Genomic DNA, 17,329 nt, shown 5'->3' with positions numbered 1-17,329 from the left:
TGCGTTTGGGAAGACTGAGAAAAGGTTAAAGCATTAGCTCTTTACTCCCTCTCTAATACCTCTTCCTACACTTCTGTGACAGGTCTGATGGCTAAATGTCTTATACCGTTTCTTTATGAGGCGGCGCTAAATTTCTTTAGCTCTTTCTTTGTGTACTTTGCGTCCTTTGCGGTTAGTTATAGAATTCGGCGCATCTTTATACAACCACGTTTTGATCAGGATAAGCGTTAATTAATAAATGTGATATGAATGAGGTATCAACGATGACTCGAATTCGAGACATTGTGCAAACAGCTTTTACAACTGGCTATTTAACTTTGCAAGCAGAAAACCAACTCAGACAACTGTTATCTACCCGATATGACTTTGAAGATTTTAATGCCTTTATGGCTTTGCAGGAAGCGGCAATGATGGGTGAAATTAAGCAGGAGTCACGGGAGTATCGGGAGCAGCGTCAATTGAAGACGGTGAGGTAACACAACTTGGGATTTTAGATCGGAAATTGTAAAAGAGGAAAACTGTTTTTCTCTTCCTCATCAACCGTAAATCACTTGCGTGGTTTCTCTGTTCTAGCGTCGAGTAGGTTTGTTGTCATCATCAAAATCGTCGTCTTCAAAAAAATCCCAATCATCATCTGTTGGATCAGCAGTTGTCTTGGTTGGTGGTTGATAAGGAGGGATAATTACTCGGTAATCAGCATCGTAAATGGATTCACTCTTTCCCACCCCAGTATTTTTAGGTTCTTGGGAACTGTAGGAGTAAACTGAATCAGAATGGGAACTATTTTTAGGTGGTTGCTGAGGTGCGTAGGTTTTAGAACTTGCGGTTTGTGGTGATTGATCAAAATCCCAATCGTTATTTTGGTTAGGATCTATATCCCAATCGTCAAACTCGTTATTGGTAGTGTAATCGGTCGTACTTGCTGGTTTACGTGGATTTTCTTCCCTCGCATTTTTATTGATACGCGGTGCAGTGGCTGTTGATTTAAACGAGGTGGTTGATGTCTGTTGACCGAAATAATTACCTACTTTCAACAAGGTAACTATCAAAACAGATGTAAAACCGCCAGCAACAATACTAAATAAAATCCATAAACTTAATGGTAATGGTTGAGTTCGCATCCCCAAAAATACCAGGGCAAGAGCAGGCGAAAAATTTTGGACTAATAACAGTGTTAGTCCTGCCAGCACCACTAGTAATAAAATTAAGCGAATTATAGACATTTTTATCAGTTGTTCATAAATAGGCAACAGGGAACAGGGAACAGGGAACAGCTAGAAGACAAAACAGTTTTTTTCTCCTACACCCCACACCCTACACCCTACACCCTTTAACGATGACCTTCCCAACGTTGAATAGGGATACAATCAATATCTAATTGATCTAAAGCACGGGCAACTACAAAATCAACTAAATCTTCTATAGTTTTGGGGTTGTGATACCAAGCGGGAATAGCGGGAACAACTCTAACTCCTGCTTCTGCTAGGGTTGTTAAGTTCCGCAGGTGAATCAGGCTAAAAGGTGTTTCCCTGGGGACAATAACTAGCTTACGTCCTTCTTTCATTTGCACATCGGCCGCCCTTTCTAGTAAGTCTGAACTTAAACCTACTGCGAGTTTTGCTACCGTACTCATGCTGCATGGCATGATGATCATCCCCAGAGTTTTGAAAGAACCACTAGCAATACCAGCACCCACATCACTCCAAGAATGACAGCGTAGTTTCCCAGATAAGTTAACTCCCGCTTGTTCTCGCCAAAATCGCTCTTGTGCTTCAATATCTGCTGGCATCCGGATATCTTGCTCCGCTTGCCAGACCATATAAGTTGATTTTGAAGCCACAAGTTCAATGTTGTACTCGGCTTCCAGCAGAAATTTGAGAGCGCGAACGGCGTAAATCAGGCCAGATGCACCTGATATGCCTAATATTAGTGGTCTTGTATTAGTTGACACGCAATTATTGGGAAACTGATCAAATTAATTGAGGCATTAGGCATTAGGCATTAGGCATTAGGCATTGGGCATTGGGCATTGGGCATTGGGCATGGGATAGAGGAGGAATTTTTACCTCCTGCCTCCTGCCTCCTGCCTTCTGCCTCCTGCCTTCCTTAAGCAAGAAATCTATTCATCTTCGTCGTATAAATCCAAGTCCAGCGCATCTATCTGATCTGGTAAATAGGTATCTGATGTATCTTGATTGCCTATTCCCACTCCCAAGCCTTTAGCTATACCATCGGCACCAACTGTAACTAAATCTATTTGCTGGCGATAGTAATCTACGCTTTTGACTTGTACGGAGACGCGATCGCCCAGTCGATAGGAGGCACGATTTTTGCGGCCAAACAGTGCTTGTTGTCTAGCCCGGTATTCGTACCAGTCATCTTTGAGAGAACTGACGTGAACTAGTCCTTCTACCCGTAAAGGTGTACTCAGTTTAGAGCCGATTTCTAACTCTGTGGCTGGGACTTCGATTTCGACAAAGAAGCCGTAGGATTGAACTCCAGTAATTACACCGGGAAAGACTTGACCAATCCGCTGTTTCATCAATTGAGCTTTTTGTAATCCGGCTAAATCGGCTTCAGCTTCTTGGACTTCTTTTTCTCTGTCATTAATCTGAACCAGCACCCTGGTTAAATCACTTTGCAGTTCTTGTTGCAGTTCTGGAGGGAGGACGTTCCAGTTAATTTCCAGATGAGAAGAGGAATGGCGCAGGTTCACACGCTCTTTCACACGGGTGTTGCGGCGATCGCGCCCGTATTCCAGTAAAGCATGATACACTCTTTGCATCAGTAAATCGGGATAACGCCGCAAGGGAGAGCTAAAGTGTAGATACTGTGGTAGAGCTAAACCAAAGTGTGTACTTCTGGCAGTGCTGTATACAGATGGCTTGAGAGTATCTTGTAATAAGTAAGTGAGGACTTGCTCTGATGGTGATTCAGTAAAAGCTCTAGTTAAGTGTTGATAATCTAGAGGTTGAATTTCCAACTCTGGATCGAGTGTCAACTCTACACCTAAATTAATGGCTAACTTCAGCATTTCTTGAACATCTTCAGGATCTGGTGTTCCTTGGACTCGCCAAATAGCGGGAACTCCCAAGGCGCTGAGGTGATCTGCCATCAGTTCATTGACCAACAGCACATACTCTGTGAATAGCGATCGCACGGGTGAGTCATTCAGTACCACAGCCCCCATGATCCCCTCATCATGGTAAGGATTTTGGCTGGGTGGTAAATTCAATTGCAAGCTACCACGAGACAGCCGAGCTTGTTTAGCTGCTTTAGCCAAGGTGGCCAAGTCATTTAATATCTCGATACTTTGGGCAGATACTTTTGTGGATTCACCGCTGATAACTGCTTGTGCTTGTTCTTTGCTGACTGCGGTGTCTACATTCATGACACTGGGTTGTATTTCCCATTCCAGCACTTCTCCCGATTGGGGATCAATTGTGATCACAAAGGATAAACAGAGGCGATCGCTACCTGGTATTAAGGAACAACGTTCTCCTACCGCATCAGGTAACATCGGCAAAATTAAGTCTCCGAGATACACTGACCTACCCCGCTTGAGTGCTTCTCTGTCTAATATCTCATCTGCTTGAATATAATGAGATAAATCCGTGACATGAACAATCAACCGCCAAGGGCCACTAGGGTTTTTCTCCAAGCTAAAAGCATTTTCTATCACCCGATCATCGCCGTTTAACCCTTCAATTATCAGGGTAAACAAATTCCGTAAATCTACGCGGTCTTTTAAATCTGCTTTCAGTAACTTTTTCGGCAACCTAGCTGCTGCATCCAATACGTTTTCTGAAAAATTACGTGATAAATCGTGTTTGCAAGTTACTAAGTCTATATCAGCGGCTGCTTCTGCATCACTACCTAGAATTTGTACCACTCGCCCCAAAGGTGGATACTGAGCCAGAGGGTAACGTAGGACTTCGACATGAGCCAGGTGGTCAATAGCTTCCTCTAGTTTGATGCCATTAGTGAGCAGTTTCAATTCAAACAGCAGACGATCATCCAAAGGTACAGCACGGAAACCCCCTTCTACTTGCTTGATCCGTGCCAGCAAAGTGTGATTAGAACGCTCCAGAATCAACTTCACCTCACCTTCAGGAGAGCGGCGACGACTACCTTCTTTTAGCACTCTCACCAAAACGCGATCGCCATTCCAGGCATTACTCAGATGACTTTCCCGGATATAAATATCTTCAGATCCTTCTGTATCTTGAATTGCAAAGCAAAACCCCTTACTAGAACAGCGGAGTTTAGCTTCTATCAGCCCCTCTTCTGATACACGACGATACTTACCACGTTCTTTGACTAACAGTCCAATTTTTTCCAGCACCTCCAAAGCAATGTGAAGTTTTTCTAAACTGTCTTCATCCTCACAACCCAGTTTCTTTTCCAAAACCTTACGAGCTACCAATTTATCATCAGTAAAATTGGCAAGGAGTGTAGCGATTGAAAATTCCATGCAGTGAACCGACCTTTGGTCAAAACATCATTTTTCTTGTAATCTGGTTCTTCCCTGTATATCCTCACAGCCTACAGACACTTGTTGCCAACGAATTACCCGTTTGCGTAGCATCTCGTAGAGAAGGCAAGGTTGCCGAAGTTCATATCAGAGTAACTCTCTGTTGGGACTTCTCACTGCTCGGACTTCTCACTGCACGACACTCTCAGACTTCACCTGGATTAAACTTTCTGCACCTAACCAATCGAGAAAAGCACTCCTGATACTCGATTTCCACCTGGTAATTACGCAATGGGTTGTTGAGAGGTTTGATTTAAAGAATCCTCTATCTCACCCACAAGCCTCTACACAAGCCAAGGAACAGGTGTTTGATTGTCTAGATTTCAGCAGGTACTACCATGATAATCTGAGTTTTAACTAGCAGAAACTGCCGATTAACCTAATTTTCCCATTTGTAGAATCGGTAACAATCAGGTAAGCAGCTTAACAAGCAATGAGGGCGAACCTTATCTTTATTATTGTAGATTTAGAGCGTACTTCCAGAAAATACTTCTAGATATCGAATTGGGTAATTAGTATAGCATCGAATGGAAGAACACCCAGAGTTAGTGATTTTGCCAACAGTAGCCAAAAATTTATGCAACCAGCGGCTACTGCTACAATCGTGACATACTATCATACCGCAAAAAGTACCTGGAAGCCCTATTAAGAATAGCAGGTGACAGGTAACAGATGACAGGAGTTCTTAATTTTGGATTCTGAGGTTGTATGGCTACGCCACGCAAGCTATCAAAAATCAAATAAGAGTCCTCTATAAAAATAAAATTAAACAAAAATTAAACAAAAGTTAAACAGATGAAGATGGGTGGCAATATTATGTTGGCTCAATTCCAGAGCTTGTATCCTAACGGCAGTATTATTTCTGAATTAGTACAGATTTTTCAGGGCAAATATATCGTCCGAGTCAGCGTCCAAATTGAAGGTATCACCCGCGCCACTGGTATGTCAGCAGCAGAAACGATAGAAGTTGCTGAAGACCAAGCCAGAAATCGGGCGCTCATGGTTTTGGGAATCATTAGTAGCGGCAGTACCCAAGGAACAGTAGCTTCGCTTCCAAAAGGCGTTTCTGCGGCTCAAGAAAATCCCTCCACAAATACCCCAAATGTCTTAAATGAGTCTGTCTCTACATCCAGTGATGTTGTTAGCAGTCAATGGTCACTGCCCAATCACAGGGAAAAATCACCACTCCCTATCATTGGAAATAACAGCAACACAACACAGGATATCTATAACCCGGACTTAAGTCAAAGTTTTTCTGTAACTCATACCAGAGAAGAACCAAATAATGCATCAGCACCAAGCCTGGAAATTTTATCCAGTCCAGAACCTGAACCGCAACCGTTACCAGAAATTTCTGCCAGTAACGTCACACCATTTACTCCACGCAGTTATTCTCCTCCAGAAGACATTGGCTTACAGTCAGGTGTAGCTAAAAGAAAGAAGAAAAGTGAACCGGTAAATTTATCTGATGTGATTGCCCAAACCGATGTGCAGATAGAACGTTTAGGCTGGACAAAAGAACAGGGTAGAGAACATCTCAAAAAAACCTATGGTAAGTTAGGGCGTTCTTTACTTAGTGAAGAAGAGTTACTAGATTTTCTCAATTACCTCAAATCCCAACCAGACCCTATAGCTGGATTTTAAAAGAAGGTGACAGGTGACAGGTGACAGGTGACAGTTAAGAGGGAATAGGGAATAGGGAATGGGGAATAGAAGTATGGCTAAGGCCAAGCTGCGCTATCAGGAAGAAGAAAGAAGTAATTTTTCCTCTGCTCCCCCACACCCTACACCCTACACCCTACACCCTACACCCCTACACTACAGCCATAGGACGGCTACCTGCGGAGTGACGGTCAATAACTTGGTCAATCAAGCCGTATTCTTGTGCTTCTTCTGGAGACATGAAGAAGTCACGTTCTGTATCTTCAGCAATACGGTCAAGTGGCTGACCTGTATGTTCAGCTAAATACTCATTCAGCTTGCGCTTGTGGTATAAAATTTCCCGTGCCTGAATTTCAATATCCGTTGCTTGTCCTTGAGCGCCGCCTAGCGGTTGGTGAATCATAATGCGTGAATGGGGTAAGCTCATTCTTTTACCCTTGGTTCCAGCACTGAGAAGGAAAGCACCCATACTTGCTGCTAGTCCAGTACAAATAGTACAGACATCGGGGCGGATGTTCTTCATGGTATCAAAAATGCCCATCCCCGCCGTCACTGAACCACCAGGAGAGTTGATGTACATATATATGTCTTTCTCCGGGTCTTCAGCATCTAAAAACAGTAATTGGGCAACAATCAAGTTAGCTAAACTGCTATCTACCTGTTGTCCCAAAAAGATAATGCGCTCACGTAACAGCCGTGAGTAGATATCAAAGGCGCGTTCGCCTCGACCCGATTGTTCAATAACGATAGGAATCATTAGCGTGTTTGTAGCTATTTGTCATTTATTCTATCTAACGTCAGTTGCTACTGTCAGAAATGGCTACGCCAAGCGCCCTAAATTCTAAAATCTAAATTCTAAAATCTAAAATTTTTTTCACTGGCACTTTTTGAGGCTGATAGGAGTCTAAGTAACTATGGTGATGTGAAAAGAAGGTGAAATATAAGGTTAATCAACACTTGATTAAGTTTATGATCTCTCTTTTACACAGCGCCCCAATTATTCACGAATAACTTGACTTGCCTAGATTTGGCAACAACGGTTTAGTTAAAATCTTTTTCAGGTATTAGTAACTTTTTTCACATTTTTTAACTTTTTTCTGGTTAATTATCCGGACATATTTTGCCAATCCGGTAAATCGGGACTATGAGGTGTATTTAGAATAACCAGTTCTACTTGAAATCCTATTCATCAAGAGAGAAGTGCTATGCTGGAAAGACTTATGCAAGCTGCTTTAATAACCTTTTTACTCCATCTGATTGCAGGACTAAATGCTAGTAATCAAATTCCTGCTAAGTCTGTATCACCTATATCAGAAATGCCTACGCCAGTTCTGGGTTCAACTTTTCACTTGTTTAAGTAAAATAGCAGGTGACAGGTGATAGGTGACAGAGTTGAAAGTCATGTGAAGCGACGTAAAAAATATAGTTTTCTTTCTGACTGTTAGCTGTTAACTCTTAATTGCAAACAGGCTAGACTGGTCAGGAAAGAGAACTAACTTTTGATTATGACTAATCGCCTTGCTGAAGCAAAGAGCCTGTATCTCCGCAAACACGCCGAAAATCCCATTGATTGGTGGCCTTGGTGTGACGAAGCACTGGAAACTGCAAGGGCGCAAAATAAACCGATTTTTCTTTCTATTGGTTACTCTAGCTGTCACTGGTGTACGGTGATGGAAGGGGAGGCGTTTTCTGATTTAGCGATCGCTCAATATATGAACGCTAATTTTCTCCCTATCAAGGTAGACCGGGAAGAAAGACCAGATATAGATAGTATTTATATGCAGAGTTTGCAAATGATGAGTGGTCAAGGGGGTTGGCCACTCAATGCTTTTCTCTCTCCTGATGATTTAGTCCCGTTTTACGCTGGTACTTATTTCCCAGTTGATCCCCGTTATGGTCGTCCGGGATTTTTGCAGGTGTTACAAGCTTTACGCCGTTATTACGATACGGAAAAAGAGGAGTTACGTCAGCGTAAAGCGGTAATTCTGGAAGCATTGCTGACATCTGCGGTGTTGGAAAATGGTGGTAATCAGGAAATTGAAGATCGTCAATTATTGCAAACAGGTTGGGAAACTTCCACGGGGATCATCACTTCTAAGCAAGTTGGTAATAGTTTTCCGATGATCCCCTATTGTGAGTTGGTTTTGCGGGGAAGTCGGTTTAATTATCAATCTCGATATGATGGAGAGCAAGTTTATACTCAACGAGGATTAGATTTAGCGTTGGGTGGAATTTATGATCATGTTGGTGGTGGTTTTCACCGCTATACTGTTGATCCGACTTGGACTGTCCCCCATTTTGAAAAGATGCTCTACGATAATGGTCAGATTGTGGAGTATTTAGCAGATTTGTGGAATGCGGGAATTCAAGAACCAGCTTTTGAAAAGGCAGTGGCTGGAACTGTAAAATGGTTACAACGGGAAATGATTGCACCAAGTGGTTATTTTTACGCTGCTCAGGATGCGGATAGCTTCATTAACCCCGCAGATGTTGAACCAGAAGAAGGTGCTTTTTATGTCTGGAGTTATCAGGAATTACAACAACTTTTAACAACTCAAGAATTAACAGAATTACAACAGCAGTTTACTGTTACTGCCAATGGTAATTTTGAAGGTAAGAATGTTTTACAAAGATTGCATCCAGGTGAACTGAGTCAAACACTGGAAATTGCTTTGAGTAAGTTGTTTGTTGCTCGTTATGGTGCTACACCTGATGCACTGGCAACTTTTCCCCCAGCGCGAGATAATCAGGAAGCGAAAACTACTAATTGGCCTGGTCGCATTCCAGCAGTGACTGATACTAAGATGATTGTAGCTTGGAATAGCTTGATGATTTCTGGTTTGGCTAGGGCATCTGTGGTGTTTGGACAACCAAGCTATCTGGAGTTAGCAGCACAAGCAGCAAATTTTATCTTAGATCATCAATTTGTAGATGGACGTTTTCACCGACTGAACTATCAAGGTGAAACTGCGGTGTTAGCTCAATCTGAAGATTACGCATTTTTTATTAAAGCATTACTAGATTTACACCAAGCTGCGGTGGAAAATTCCTATTGGTTAGAAAAAGCTGTTTCTCTCCAAGATGAATTTAACGAATTTCTGTGGAGTGTAGAATTGAGTGGTTACTTTAATACGGCTAGTGATGCTAGTCAAGATTTAATTATCAGGGAGCGGAGTTTTGCGGATAATGCCACACCTGCTGCTAATGGAATTGCGATCGCTAATTTAGTTCGTTTAGCTTTACTGACTGATGATTTGCATTATCTTGATTTAGCTGAATCAGGGTTAAAAGCATTTAAAGGTGTAATGAGTGAATCTCCCCAAGCTTGTCCTAGTTTATTTACTGCTTTAGATTGGTATCGTAATTGTACTTTAATTCGTAGTACCACTGAGCAAATAACATCATTAACACCAAATTATTTACCCAGTGTGGTGTTTGCGGCTGTAGCAGATTTACCAGAAGGAAGTATTGGTTTAGTGTGTCAAGGGTTGAAATGTCTTCCCGCAGCAGCAACTGTAGAACAGTTATTGGAACAGGTACAGCGCAGTCAGAATAGGGTGTAGGGTGTGGGGTGTAGGGTATAGCGGTTATTGCTGTTGTCGCAACAGACGCAAATTCTCTCTCACTGTGACTGTATTCGGATGGTTAACCGCTAACACCCTCTCAAACATCTCTAAAGCTTGAATGTAGAGAGGTTCGGCTTTTGTGTATCGTAGCCTGATTCAGACTCCTGAAAATCCTCAAATCCTGGACATTATCTCGACTTCGCTCGATAACCACCTGATTCTGACAAAATAGGGTGAGCATCACCCACCCTACATTTAAAATTCCTAACCAGCAGCTACCATTTCACTCTCTAAACGAGCTAATCTTTCTGCTAGTAGTTGTTCCAAGGTAATTAAAGCCTTAGTGAAACCATCAATACCTTCTGCTAATTTATCAGATGCCATCCGGTCAGCAGCGTGCATCTTATCAAAGGTGGCTTTATCAACAGAGATTTTTTCAATTGATAAACTTGCTGTTTTTGCAGGATCAAGTTTGCGGGGTAATTCAGCAACAGTATTTTGCAATTCCGTTAACAAACCAGGAGAAATAGTCAACAAATCACAACCAGCAAGTTCAGTAATTTCGCCGATGTTACGGAAGCTTGCGCCCATAACTTCAGTTTTATAACCGAACTTCTTGTAGTAGTTATAAATCTTGGTTACAGACAATACACCAGGGTCTTCCGCAGCAGGATAGCTATCACGTCCGGTATCTTTTTTGTACCAGTCGAGAATGCGACCAACGAAAGGAGAAATGAGAGTGATACCAGCTTCAGCACAAGCGATCGCTTGGTGAACACCAAATAATAGAGTTAAGTTACAGTGAATACCTTCTTTTTCCAAAATTTCCGCAGCCTTGATACCTTCCCAAGTAGCGGCAATTTTAATCAAAACCCGCTCTTTAGAAATACCAGCAGCCTTATACTGAGCAATTAAATCTCGTGCTTTTGCTACAGTTGCATCTGTATCATAGGATAACCGTGCATCTACTTCAGTAGACACCCGACCGGGGATAATTTGCAAAATCTTTAACCCAAAGGATACGGCCAAACGGTCAAAAGCCAAAGAAACTACCTCTGCTTGGGTAGCTTTAGAACCTGCATCTTTTTTCGCTTTAATTAAAGTTTGGTCAACAATATCCTGATATTCCGGCATTTGTGCCGCAGCAGTAATCAGTGAAGGATTGGTAGTAGCGTCTTGGGGCTTAAACTTTTCAATTGCTTGGATGTCCCCAGTATCTGCTACCACAACGGTTACTTCCCGCAACTGTTCCAGTAGATTCTTAGGCATAGCATACTCCGTGAATTTTTTTGGTGTAGGATTTACCAATCCCCAAATATTTAAACTCTTCCATCTTCCACACAATTCCGATTCTGGCAATTTTTCTTAACGATTGCCTAACTTTGCTGAATTGGCTTACGCCTCAGCCCCATTTTAGATATCTCATGCTGTGATTGGCTGTCCAATTGAATGCACTTTGATTAAACTAGTTGTTCCTGATTGACCAACTGGGACACCAGAGGTAATCACCACCTTGTCACCTTTTTTGACAAAACCCCTATCCACAACCGTGTCTACCACATTGGTAAACATCTCCTCTGCATGATGAACAGGTTTTATTAGCAAAGGTTCCACACCCCAAGATAAAGCTAACTGACGATAAGCAATGCACTCCGAGGTGAGGGTAATAATTGGAGTCAGGGGACGATATTTAGAAATTAGTTTGGCGGTACTACCGGAAGTAGTATTACAAAGAATAGCTTTAGCGCCCGTTTCATAAGCAATGCGACAAACCGCTTGGGCGACAGATTCCGTCACACTCAGACAACCCGCTTCACTATTCCAGGTGTGTCTAGCACCCGCCTCCAACACCTTTTCGGTTTGCACAGCGATATTGTGCATAGTCTGAACAGCCGCAATAGGATATTCACCCACCGCAGTTTCTCCAGATAACATCACCGCATCCGTACCATCCAAGATAGAATTCGCAACATCAGTAGCTTCAGCGCGGGTAGGGTCAGGGGCGCTAATCATCGACTCTAACATTTGGGTAGCAGTAATTACCGGCTTACCAGCTAGATTACAGCGACGAGTAATATCTTTTTGAATGAGAGGCACTTGGTGAATAGGCATTTCTACCCCCAAATCACCCCGGGCAATCATAATGGCATCAGCAACTTTCAGGATGTCATCTAACTGTGCCACAGCTTCCGGGCGTTCAATTTTCGCAATCAGGCGAATTTTTGCACCAGCAGCTTCAATCATCCGTTGTGCAGGTTCTAAATCTTGGGGCGATCGCACAAAAGAAACTGCCACCCAGTCTACACCCAACTGGATGCCAAACCGCAAATCCAGCAAATCCTTTTCCGTGATAGAACTCAAAGGTAAAGGAGTAGCAGGTAAATTCACACCCTTGTGAGTAGAAACCAACCCCCCAATATCAACATGGGCGCGAATTTTATCAGCATCACGACTAGTTACAGTTAACTTCACCCGACCATCATTAATTAAAATAGGTTCACCAGGGCGGATCATGGCGAACAAAGTGGGTAGTGGTAAAGGTAATTCATCAATACTTTCACCCTTGTCCTGCAAGAGAAAAGTAACTTCACTACCCTGTTCTAACATCAACCCTTCTGGTGGTAGCTTCCCTAAACGAATCTTGGGACCACACAAATCTTGCAGAATAGCTACTGGTCTTTGTAACTCGTTACTAATGCGCCGCAAATGGTGAAAAGTTTGGGCGTGGACTTCATAAGCCCCATGGGAAAAATTCAACCGTGCTACATTCATTCCCGCTTCTACCAAAGCTTGCAGCTTTTCCGGTGCAGAAGTAGCAGGGCCAACAGTACAGATAATTTTGGTTCGACGCATCATAAAAAGTAGGGAGTAACGGTACAGTAGCGCACCCCGTTAAGCCCATACTGGGGATAATGGAAAATGGACAATTGACAATGGATAATAATTAATTGACGATCCAGAATTGACAATTAAAAATTACCCATTATCAATTATCAATTGTCAATTATCAATTTTTCCTTCTGTGCCATTGACAACATCAAGTCAACAACACGGTTGGAATAACCCCATTCGTTGTCATACCAAGAGACCACTTTAAAGAAATTAGAGTTCAATTCAATTCCTGCACCTGCGTCAAAAATGCTAGAGTGGGTATCACCTTGAAAGTCAGTAGATACCACTTCCTCATCGGTGTAACCCAAAACACCAGCCAAAGCGCCTTCAGCAGCTTGTTTCATTGCCGCGCAGATTTCTTTGTAACTTGTAGCTTTAGTAGTTTTGAAAGTTAAGTCAACTACAGAGACATCAGGAGTAGGAACTCTAAAAGCCATCCCAGTCAATTTACCCTTCAACTCTGGTAACACCAAAGCCACAGCTTTAGCTGCACCTGTGGAAGAGGGAATAATGTTTTGTGCTGCACCACGTCCACCACGCCAGTCTTTTTTACTGGGGCCATCTACCGTGGGTTGGGTGGCTGTCATGGCGTGAACTGTAGTCATCAACCCTTCAGCCAAGCCAAAGTTATCATTAATGACTTTAGCAATAGGGGCTAAACAATTTGTAGTACAACTAGCATTGGAAACAATTAAATCCTTTGCTGGGTCAAAAAACTGGTGATTGACACCCATCACCATTGTTTTTACCTTTTCAGGGTCTTTAGTTGGTGCAGAAATTACAACTCGCTTTGCACCTGCTTTGAGATGATTTTCCGCCCCTGCATAGTCAGTGAAAAGTCCTGTAGATTCCACAACATAATCTACACCTAATTTACCCCAAGGCAATTCCGCCGGATTTCTTACCGACACACAAGGGATAAAATGACCATCAATCACCATGCCATCTTCTCTAGCTTCTACCTTACCTTTTAACATACCGTGTGTAGAGTCGTACTTTAAAAGATAAGCAAGATTATCAGGTGGCACTAGGTCATTAATGCCTACAAATTCGATATTAGGGTTAGTAATACCCGCCCGCAGTACCAGACGGCCGATACGACCAAATCCATTGATACCAACTTTTAACTTCACCACAATTTAACCTCCTGTAGAGATTCAACCTCAGATAATTGGCCGGGTTAATTTTACTCTGACTTAGCTGATTCTTACAGTCAAAAAAGACATAAAGCTAATTTAGCTGGCATATTTTAAGGTTTGGTTATTGGAGGCAGAAGGCAGAAGGCAAAAGGTAGTACAAAAGAGGATTTAAAATGCTTGAACTTTTATAGCAATTATCATTCAAGTGAGGTACAAGCTTTCACAAGTCAAAAGTCAAAAGTCAAAAGTCAAAAGTCAAAAGTATTACCTCTTGATAAATCAAGAGGATTGAACAAGGAATAAGTTTGTTTTTTGTTTTTCCCTTTAAATGGGAGGCTTTTGACCCGTTTTTTTTGGTAATAATTAAACGCAGATAAACGCAGATAAACGCAGATGATTCTGTAATTCACCAGACTAGGAAACTAGATTTACGCTGTTATACTTAGATAATTTTTGAATTTTGGATTTTGCATTTATATTACTTTTTACCTAATTTCCAATCTTCACCACCGGGTAATTGGGTGAGAAGTTCTTTAATACCTGTTGATAAATCTTTTACTGAATAAGCATAAGTCAATTCTATAAATTTCCCAGCCGTAGAAATTATCTGATTTTGATCTACCATTTCTGCTAGTTGAAATTCATTGTAGATACCATTCATAACTTCTACACTTGCATCAGCTATTGCCAGTTCAATTTCATCTTCTAAATAACTATCCCATTCATTTTGATTAATGTATAGGAATCCGGTTTGGTTTCTGAATTTACTTGTGTAGGTAGGCAAAAGGCAAGAGTAAAACCCTTGCTATTATTAGTTTTCAAGGCTCAATAATGTCCTAATCTGGCTGCTATATAACAAAAACCTCCGCGAACCTCCGCGTTTACCTCCGCGTTCCTCTGCGTTTAAATCTTTCCTCCAAAAAAAGTAGAGACGCTGACATCAAACGTCCCTACCTTCCTATTTTAATAAGGCCATTTCCAATCTCGAATTTCCGGCATATCTTCACCGTGTTTCTCAATGTAATGCTTATGTTCAATCAAAGTATCTTGTAACTTTTGCTTCACATAAGCAGCTTTATAACCCAACTTCGGTACACGGTCAATTACATCCATTACCAAATGGAATCTATCTAAATCATTCATCACCACCATATCAAAAGGAGTGGTTGTTGTACCTTCTTCCTTATAACCACGGACATGAAGATTTTTGTGGTTAGTATGGCGATAGGTGAGACGATGAATTAACCAAGGATAACCATGAAAAGCAAAGATAATCGGTTTATCTGTAGTGAAAATAGTATCAAAATCTTTGCTGCTTAAACCGTGGGGATGTTCACTTTGTGGCTGTAGTTTCATTAAATTAACTACATTCACAACCCGCACTTTTAAATCTGGGAAATGCTGACGCAGAATATCTACAGCAGCTAAGGTTTCTAATGTAGGAATATCACCAGCACACGCCATGACTACATCTGGTTCACCATCTTGATCGCTACTTGCCCATTCCCAAATACTCAAACCTTTGGTACAGTGTTTAATGGCTGCGTCCATGTCCAAATATTGTAATGCCGGTTGTTTTCCAGCTACAATGACATTGACATAATTACGACTTCTTAAACAGTGGTCGGTGACAGATAGCAAAGTATTAGCATCAGGTGGCAAATAAACACGAATAATTTCGGCTTTTTTGTTAATTACATGATCAAGAAAACCAGGGTCTTGGTGAGAAAAACCGTTATGATCTTGTCGCCAAACATGGGAAGTGAGAAGATAATTTAAAGATGCAATTGGTCTTCTCCAGGAAATATGACGGGTTGTTTTTAACCATTTGGCGTGTTGGTTAAACATTGAATCAATGATATGAATAAATGCTTCATAACAGGAGAAGAAACCATGTCTTCCTGTTAGCAAATATCCTTCTAACCATCCTTGACAGTTGGTTTCACTTAGCATTTCCATGACTCGACCATTAGGAGATAAATGGTCATCTTCTGGAAGAGTTTCAGCCACCCAAGTGCGGTTTGTAACTTCTAAGACTGGATCGATGCGGTTAGATGCAGTTTCATCGGGTCCAAAAACTCGGAAGTTGCGGCTTTCCAGGTTGAGTTTCATGATATCCCGCAGGAATTTTCCACTCACTTTGGTAGCTTCTGCGTTAACTGTACCTGGTTTGGGTACTTCTACTGCATAGTTGCAAAAGTCTGGCATGATTAAATCACGCAGCAAAATACCACCGTTAGCGTGGGGGTTGTCTCCCATGCGTCGATGTCCCTGGGGTGCGAGTTCTGCAAGTTCGGGAATTAGTGTACCGTTTTGGTCAAAGAGTTCTTCGGGTTTGTAACTCTTCATCCAGTCTTCTAGGAGTTTGAGGTGTTCTGGTTTACCAGCTATATCACCAAAGGGTACTTGGTGCGATCGCCAATAGTCTTCTGTTTTTTTCCCGTCTACTTCCTTGGGGCCAGTCCAACCTTTAGGAGTGCGTAATATAATCATTGGCCATTGCGGTCGTTCTTTGAAACCATGTATCCGTGCTTCTCTTTGGATACCTTGAATTTCCGCAATAATAGTATCTAATGTTGCTGCCATTTGTTGGTGAACATCCGCAGGGTCATGACCTTCGACAAAGTAGGGTTTATAGCCATAGCCGATAAATAGGCTTTCTAGTTCATCATGGGGCAACCGTGCTAAAACTGTAGGATTAGCAATTTTATACCCATTCAAATGCAGAATTGGCAGAACTGCACCATCAGTAACAGGGTTGAGGAATTTGTTAGAATGCCAACTGGTAGCTAGTGCGCCGGTTTCTGCTTCCCCATCACCGACAACAGCCGCAACTAACAGGTCTGGGTTGTCGAAAGCAGCACCGTAGGCGTGAACTAAAGCATAACCGAGTTCTCCCCCTTCGTGAATAGAACCGGGTGTTTCTGGTGCAACGTGGCTGGGAATACCACCAGGGAAGGAGAACTGTTTAAACAGTTTTTGCATCCCCTCTGCATCTTGGGAGATGTTGGGGTAATATTCGCTATATGTTCCTTCTAGGTAGGTGTTGGCGACAAGTCCGGGTCCACCGTGTCCTGGCCCTGCGATGTAAATGGTGCTGAGGTCGTATTTTTTAATGATGCGGTTGAGGTGGACGTAGATAAAGTTCAGTCCTGGTGTTGTTCCCCAATGTCCTAAAAGTCTTGGTTTTACGTGGTCTTGTTTGAGTGGTTCTCTCAGTAGGGGGTTGTCGAGGAGGTATATTTGTCCGACTGAGAGATAGTTGGCTGCACGCCAATATGCGTTAATTTTTTGTAATTCTGTGTCTGATAATGGCTTTATTTGTGGAGTGCTGGCTAATGTCATTGGAAACTCCAAAAAGGTATTTGCACGAATGGAGTCAGTGTATTGGTTTGCTGACTCTGTGTCATCTTACCTGTGATTCATTTTTTCGGTGGGATGTTACAGATTTTTTTTATCTCACGCAAAGACGTAAAGGCGCAAAGGGAGGAGTTAAGAGTTTTGTAGCATTTTTAGAAACTGATGAATTTTTGTGA

General features: G+C 42.1%; 14 protein-coding genes and 1 pseudogene. 5 read left to right on the top strand and 10 right to left on the bottom strand.

Annotated elements, in window-relative coordinates; all coding sequences use genetic code 11:
* Positions 1–263: 263 nt before the first annotated feature.
* Entirely contained in the window at positions 264–476 is a 213-nt protein-coding gene (locus tag A0J48_RS13015; RefSeq protein ID WP_200323654.1) for a hypothetical protein, read from the top strand.
* 93 nt (positions 477–569) lie between these two features.
* Here A0J48_RS13015 and A0J48_RS13010 read toward each other — a convergent pair whose 3' ends face one another.
* The 3 genes from A0J48_RS13010 to A0J48_RS13000 form a co-directional block, all read right to left on the bottom strand.
* The gene (locus A0J48_RS13010) at positions 570–1,223 is read right to left on the bottom strand and encodes a LapA family protein (RefSeq protein ID WP_200323653.1); all 654 of its coding nucleotides are present in this window, start codon (positions 1,221–1,223) and stop codon (positions 570–572) included.
* A 107-nt stretch (positions 1,224–1,330) separates the two neighbouring features.
* On the bottom strand, positions 1,331–1,951 hold the full coding sequence (locus A0J48_RS13005; RefSeq protein WP_200323652.1) for a flavin prenyltransferase UbiX: 621 nt from the start codon (positions 1,949–1,951) through the stop codon (positions 1,331–1,333).
* Positions 1,952–2,119: 168 nt separating this feature from the next.
* Positions 2,120–4,474, bottom strand: a complete 2,355-nt coding sequence (locus tag A0J48_RS13000) for a ribonuclease R family protein (RefSeq protein WP_200323651.1) — start codon at positions 4,472–4,474, stop codon at positions 2,120–2,122.
* A gap of 861 nt (positions 4,475–5,335) precedes the next feature.
* Here A0J48_RS13000 and A0J48_RS12995 point away from each other — a divergent pair.
* Positions 5,336–6,178, top strand: a complete 843-nt coding sequence (locus A0J48_RS12995; protein WP_234300898.1) for a hypothetical protein — start codon at positions 5,336–5,338, stop codon at positions 6,176–6,178.
* A gap of 169 nt (positions 6,179–6,347) precedes the next feature.
* Here A0J48_RS12995 and clpP read toward each other — a convergent pair whose 3' ends face one another.
* Positions 6,348–6,953, bottom strand: a complete 606-nt coding sequence (clpP, locus tag A0J48_RS12990) for an ATP-dependent Clp endopeptidase proteolytic subunit ClpP (protein WP_200323650.1) — start codon at positions 6,951–6,953, stop codon at positions 6,348–6,350.
* 448 nt (positions 6,954–7,401) lie between these two features.
* On the opposite strand from clpP, the gene A0J48_RS12985 reads away from it, so the two are divergent.
* Both A0J48_RS12985 and A0J48_RS12980 read left to right on the top strand, forming a co-directional pair.
* Complete coding sequence (locus tag A0J48_RS12985) at positions 7,402–7,557, top strand: hypothetical protein (RefSeq protein WP_200323648.1); 156 nt, start codon at positions 7,402–7,404, stop codon at positions 7,555–7,557.
* 144 nt (positions 7,558–7,701) lie between these two features.
* Positions 7,702–9,759, top strand: coding sequence for a thioredoxin domain-containing protein (locus tag A0J48_RS12980; RefSeq protein WP_200323646.1), 2,058 nt, complete (start codon positions 7,702–7,704; stop codon positions 9,757–9,759).
* A gap of 24 nt (positions 9,760–9,783) precedes the next feature.
* Here the strand turns inward: A0J48_RS12980 and A0J48_RS27745 are convergent.
* The 6 genes and pseudogenes from A0J48_RS27745 to A0J48_RS12955 form a co-directional block, all read right to left on the bottom strand.
* Positions 9,784–9,909: pseudogene (locus tag A0J48_RS27745) on the bottom strand (tetratricopeptide repeat protein); the annotation flags it as partial.
* A gap of 117 nt (positions 9,910–10,026) precedes the next feature.
* Positions 10,027–11,031, bottom strand: coding sequence for a transaldolase (locus tag A0J48_RS12975; protein ID WP_200323644.1), 1,005 nt, complete (start codon positions 11,029–11,031; stop codon positions 10,027–10,029).
* 153 nt (positions 11,032–11,184) lie between these two features.
* Complete coding sequence (gene pyk / locus A0J48_RS12970) at positions 11,185–12,615, bottom strand: pyruvate kinase (protein ID WP_200323673.1); 1,431 nt, start codon at positions 12,613–12,615, stop codon at positions 11,185–11,187.
* A gap of 140 nt (positions 12,616–12,755) precedes the next feature.
* A complete protein-coding gene (gap, locus tag A0J48_RS12965; protein WP_200323643.1) occupies positions 12,756–13,790 on the bottom strand; it encodes a type I glyceraldehyde-3-phosphate dehydrogenase in 1,035 nt (344 codons plus the stop codon).
* A gap of 481 nt (positions 13,791–14,271) precedes the next feature.
* On the bottom strand, positions 14,272–14,577 hold the full coding sequence (locus A0J48_RS12960) for a hypothetical protein (protein ID WP_200323642.1): 306 nt from the start codon (positions 14,575–14,577) through the stop codon (positions 14,272–14,274).
* 179 nt (positions 14,578–14,756) lie between these two features.
* A complete protein-coding gene (locus tag A0J48_RS12955) occupies positions 14,757–17,138 on the bottom strand; it encodes a phosphoketolase family protein (RefSeq protein WP_200323641.1) in 2,382 nt (793 codons plus the stop codon).
* Between A0J48_RS12955 and A0J48_RS12950 the strand changes: the two genes are divergently transcribed.
* Complete coding sequence (locus A0J48_RS12950) at positions 17,132–17,329, top strand: hypothetical protein (protein WP_200323640.1); 198 nt, start codon at positions 17,132–17,134, stop codon at positions 17,327–17,329. The two genes, A0J48_RS12955 and A0J48_RS12950, sit on opposite strands and share 7 nt — an antisense overlap.

Source organism: Sphaerospermopsis aphanizomenoides BCCUSP55, from assembly GCF_001586785.1.
GTDB lineage: Bacteria > Cyanobacteriota > Cyanobacteriia > Cyanobacteriales > Nostocaceae > Sphaerospermopsis_A > Sphaerospermopsis_A aphanizomenoides_A.
The sequence above is the reverse complement of the archived record's forward strand: the minus strand, read 5'-3'. Positions and strand labels throughout refer to the sequence as shown.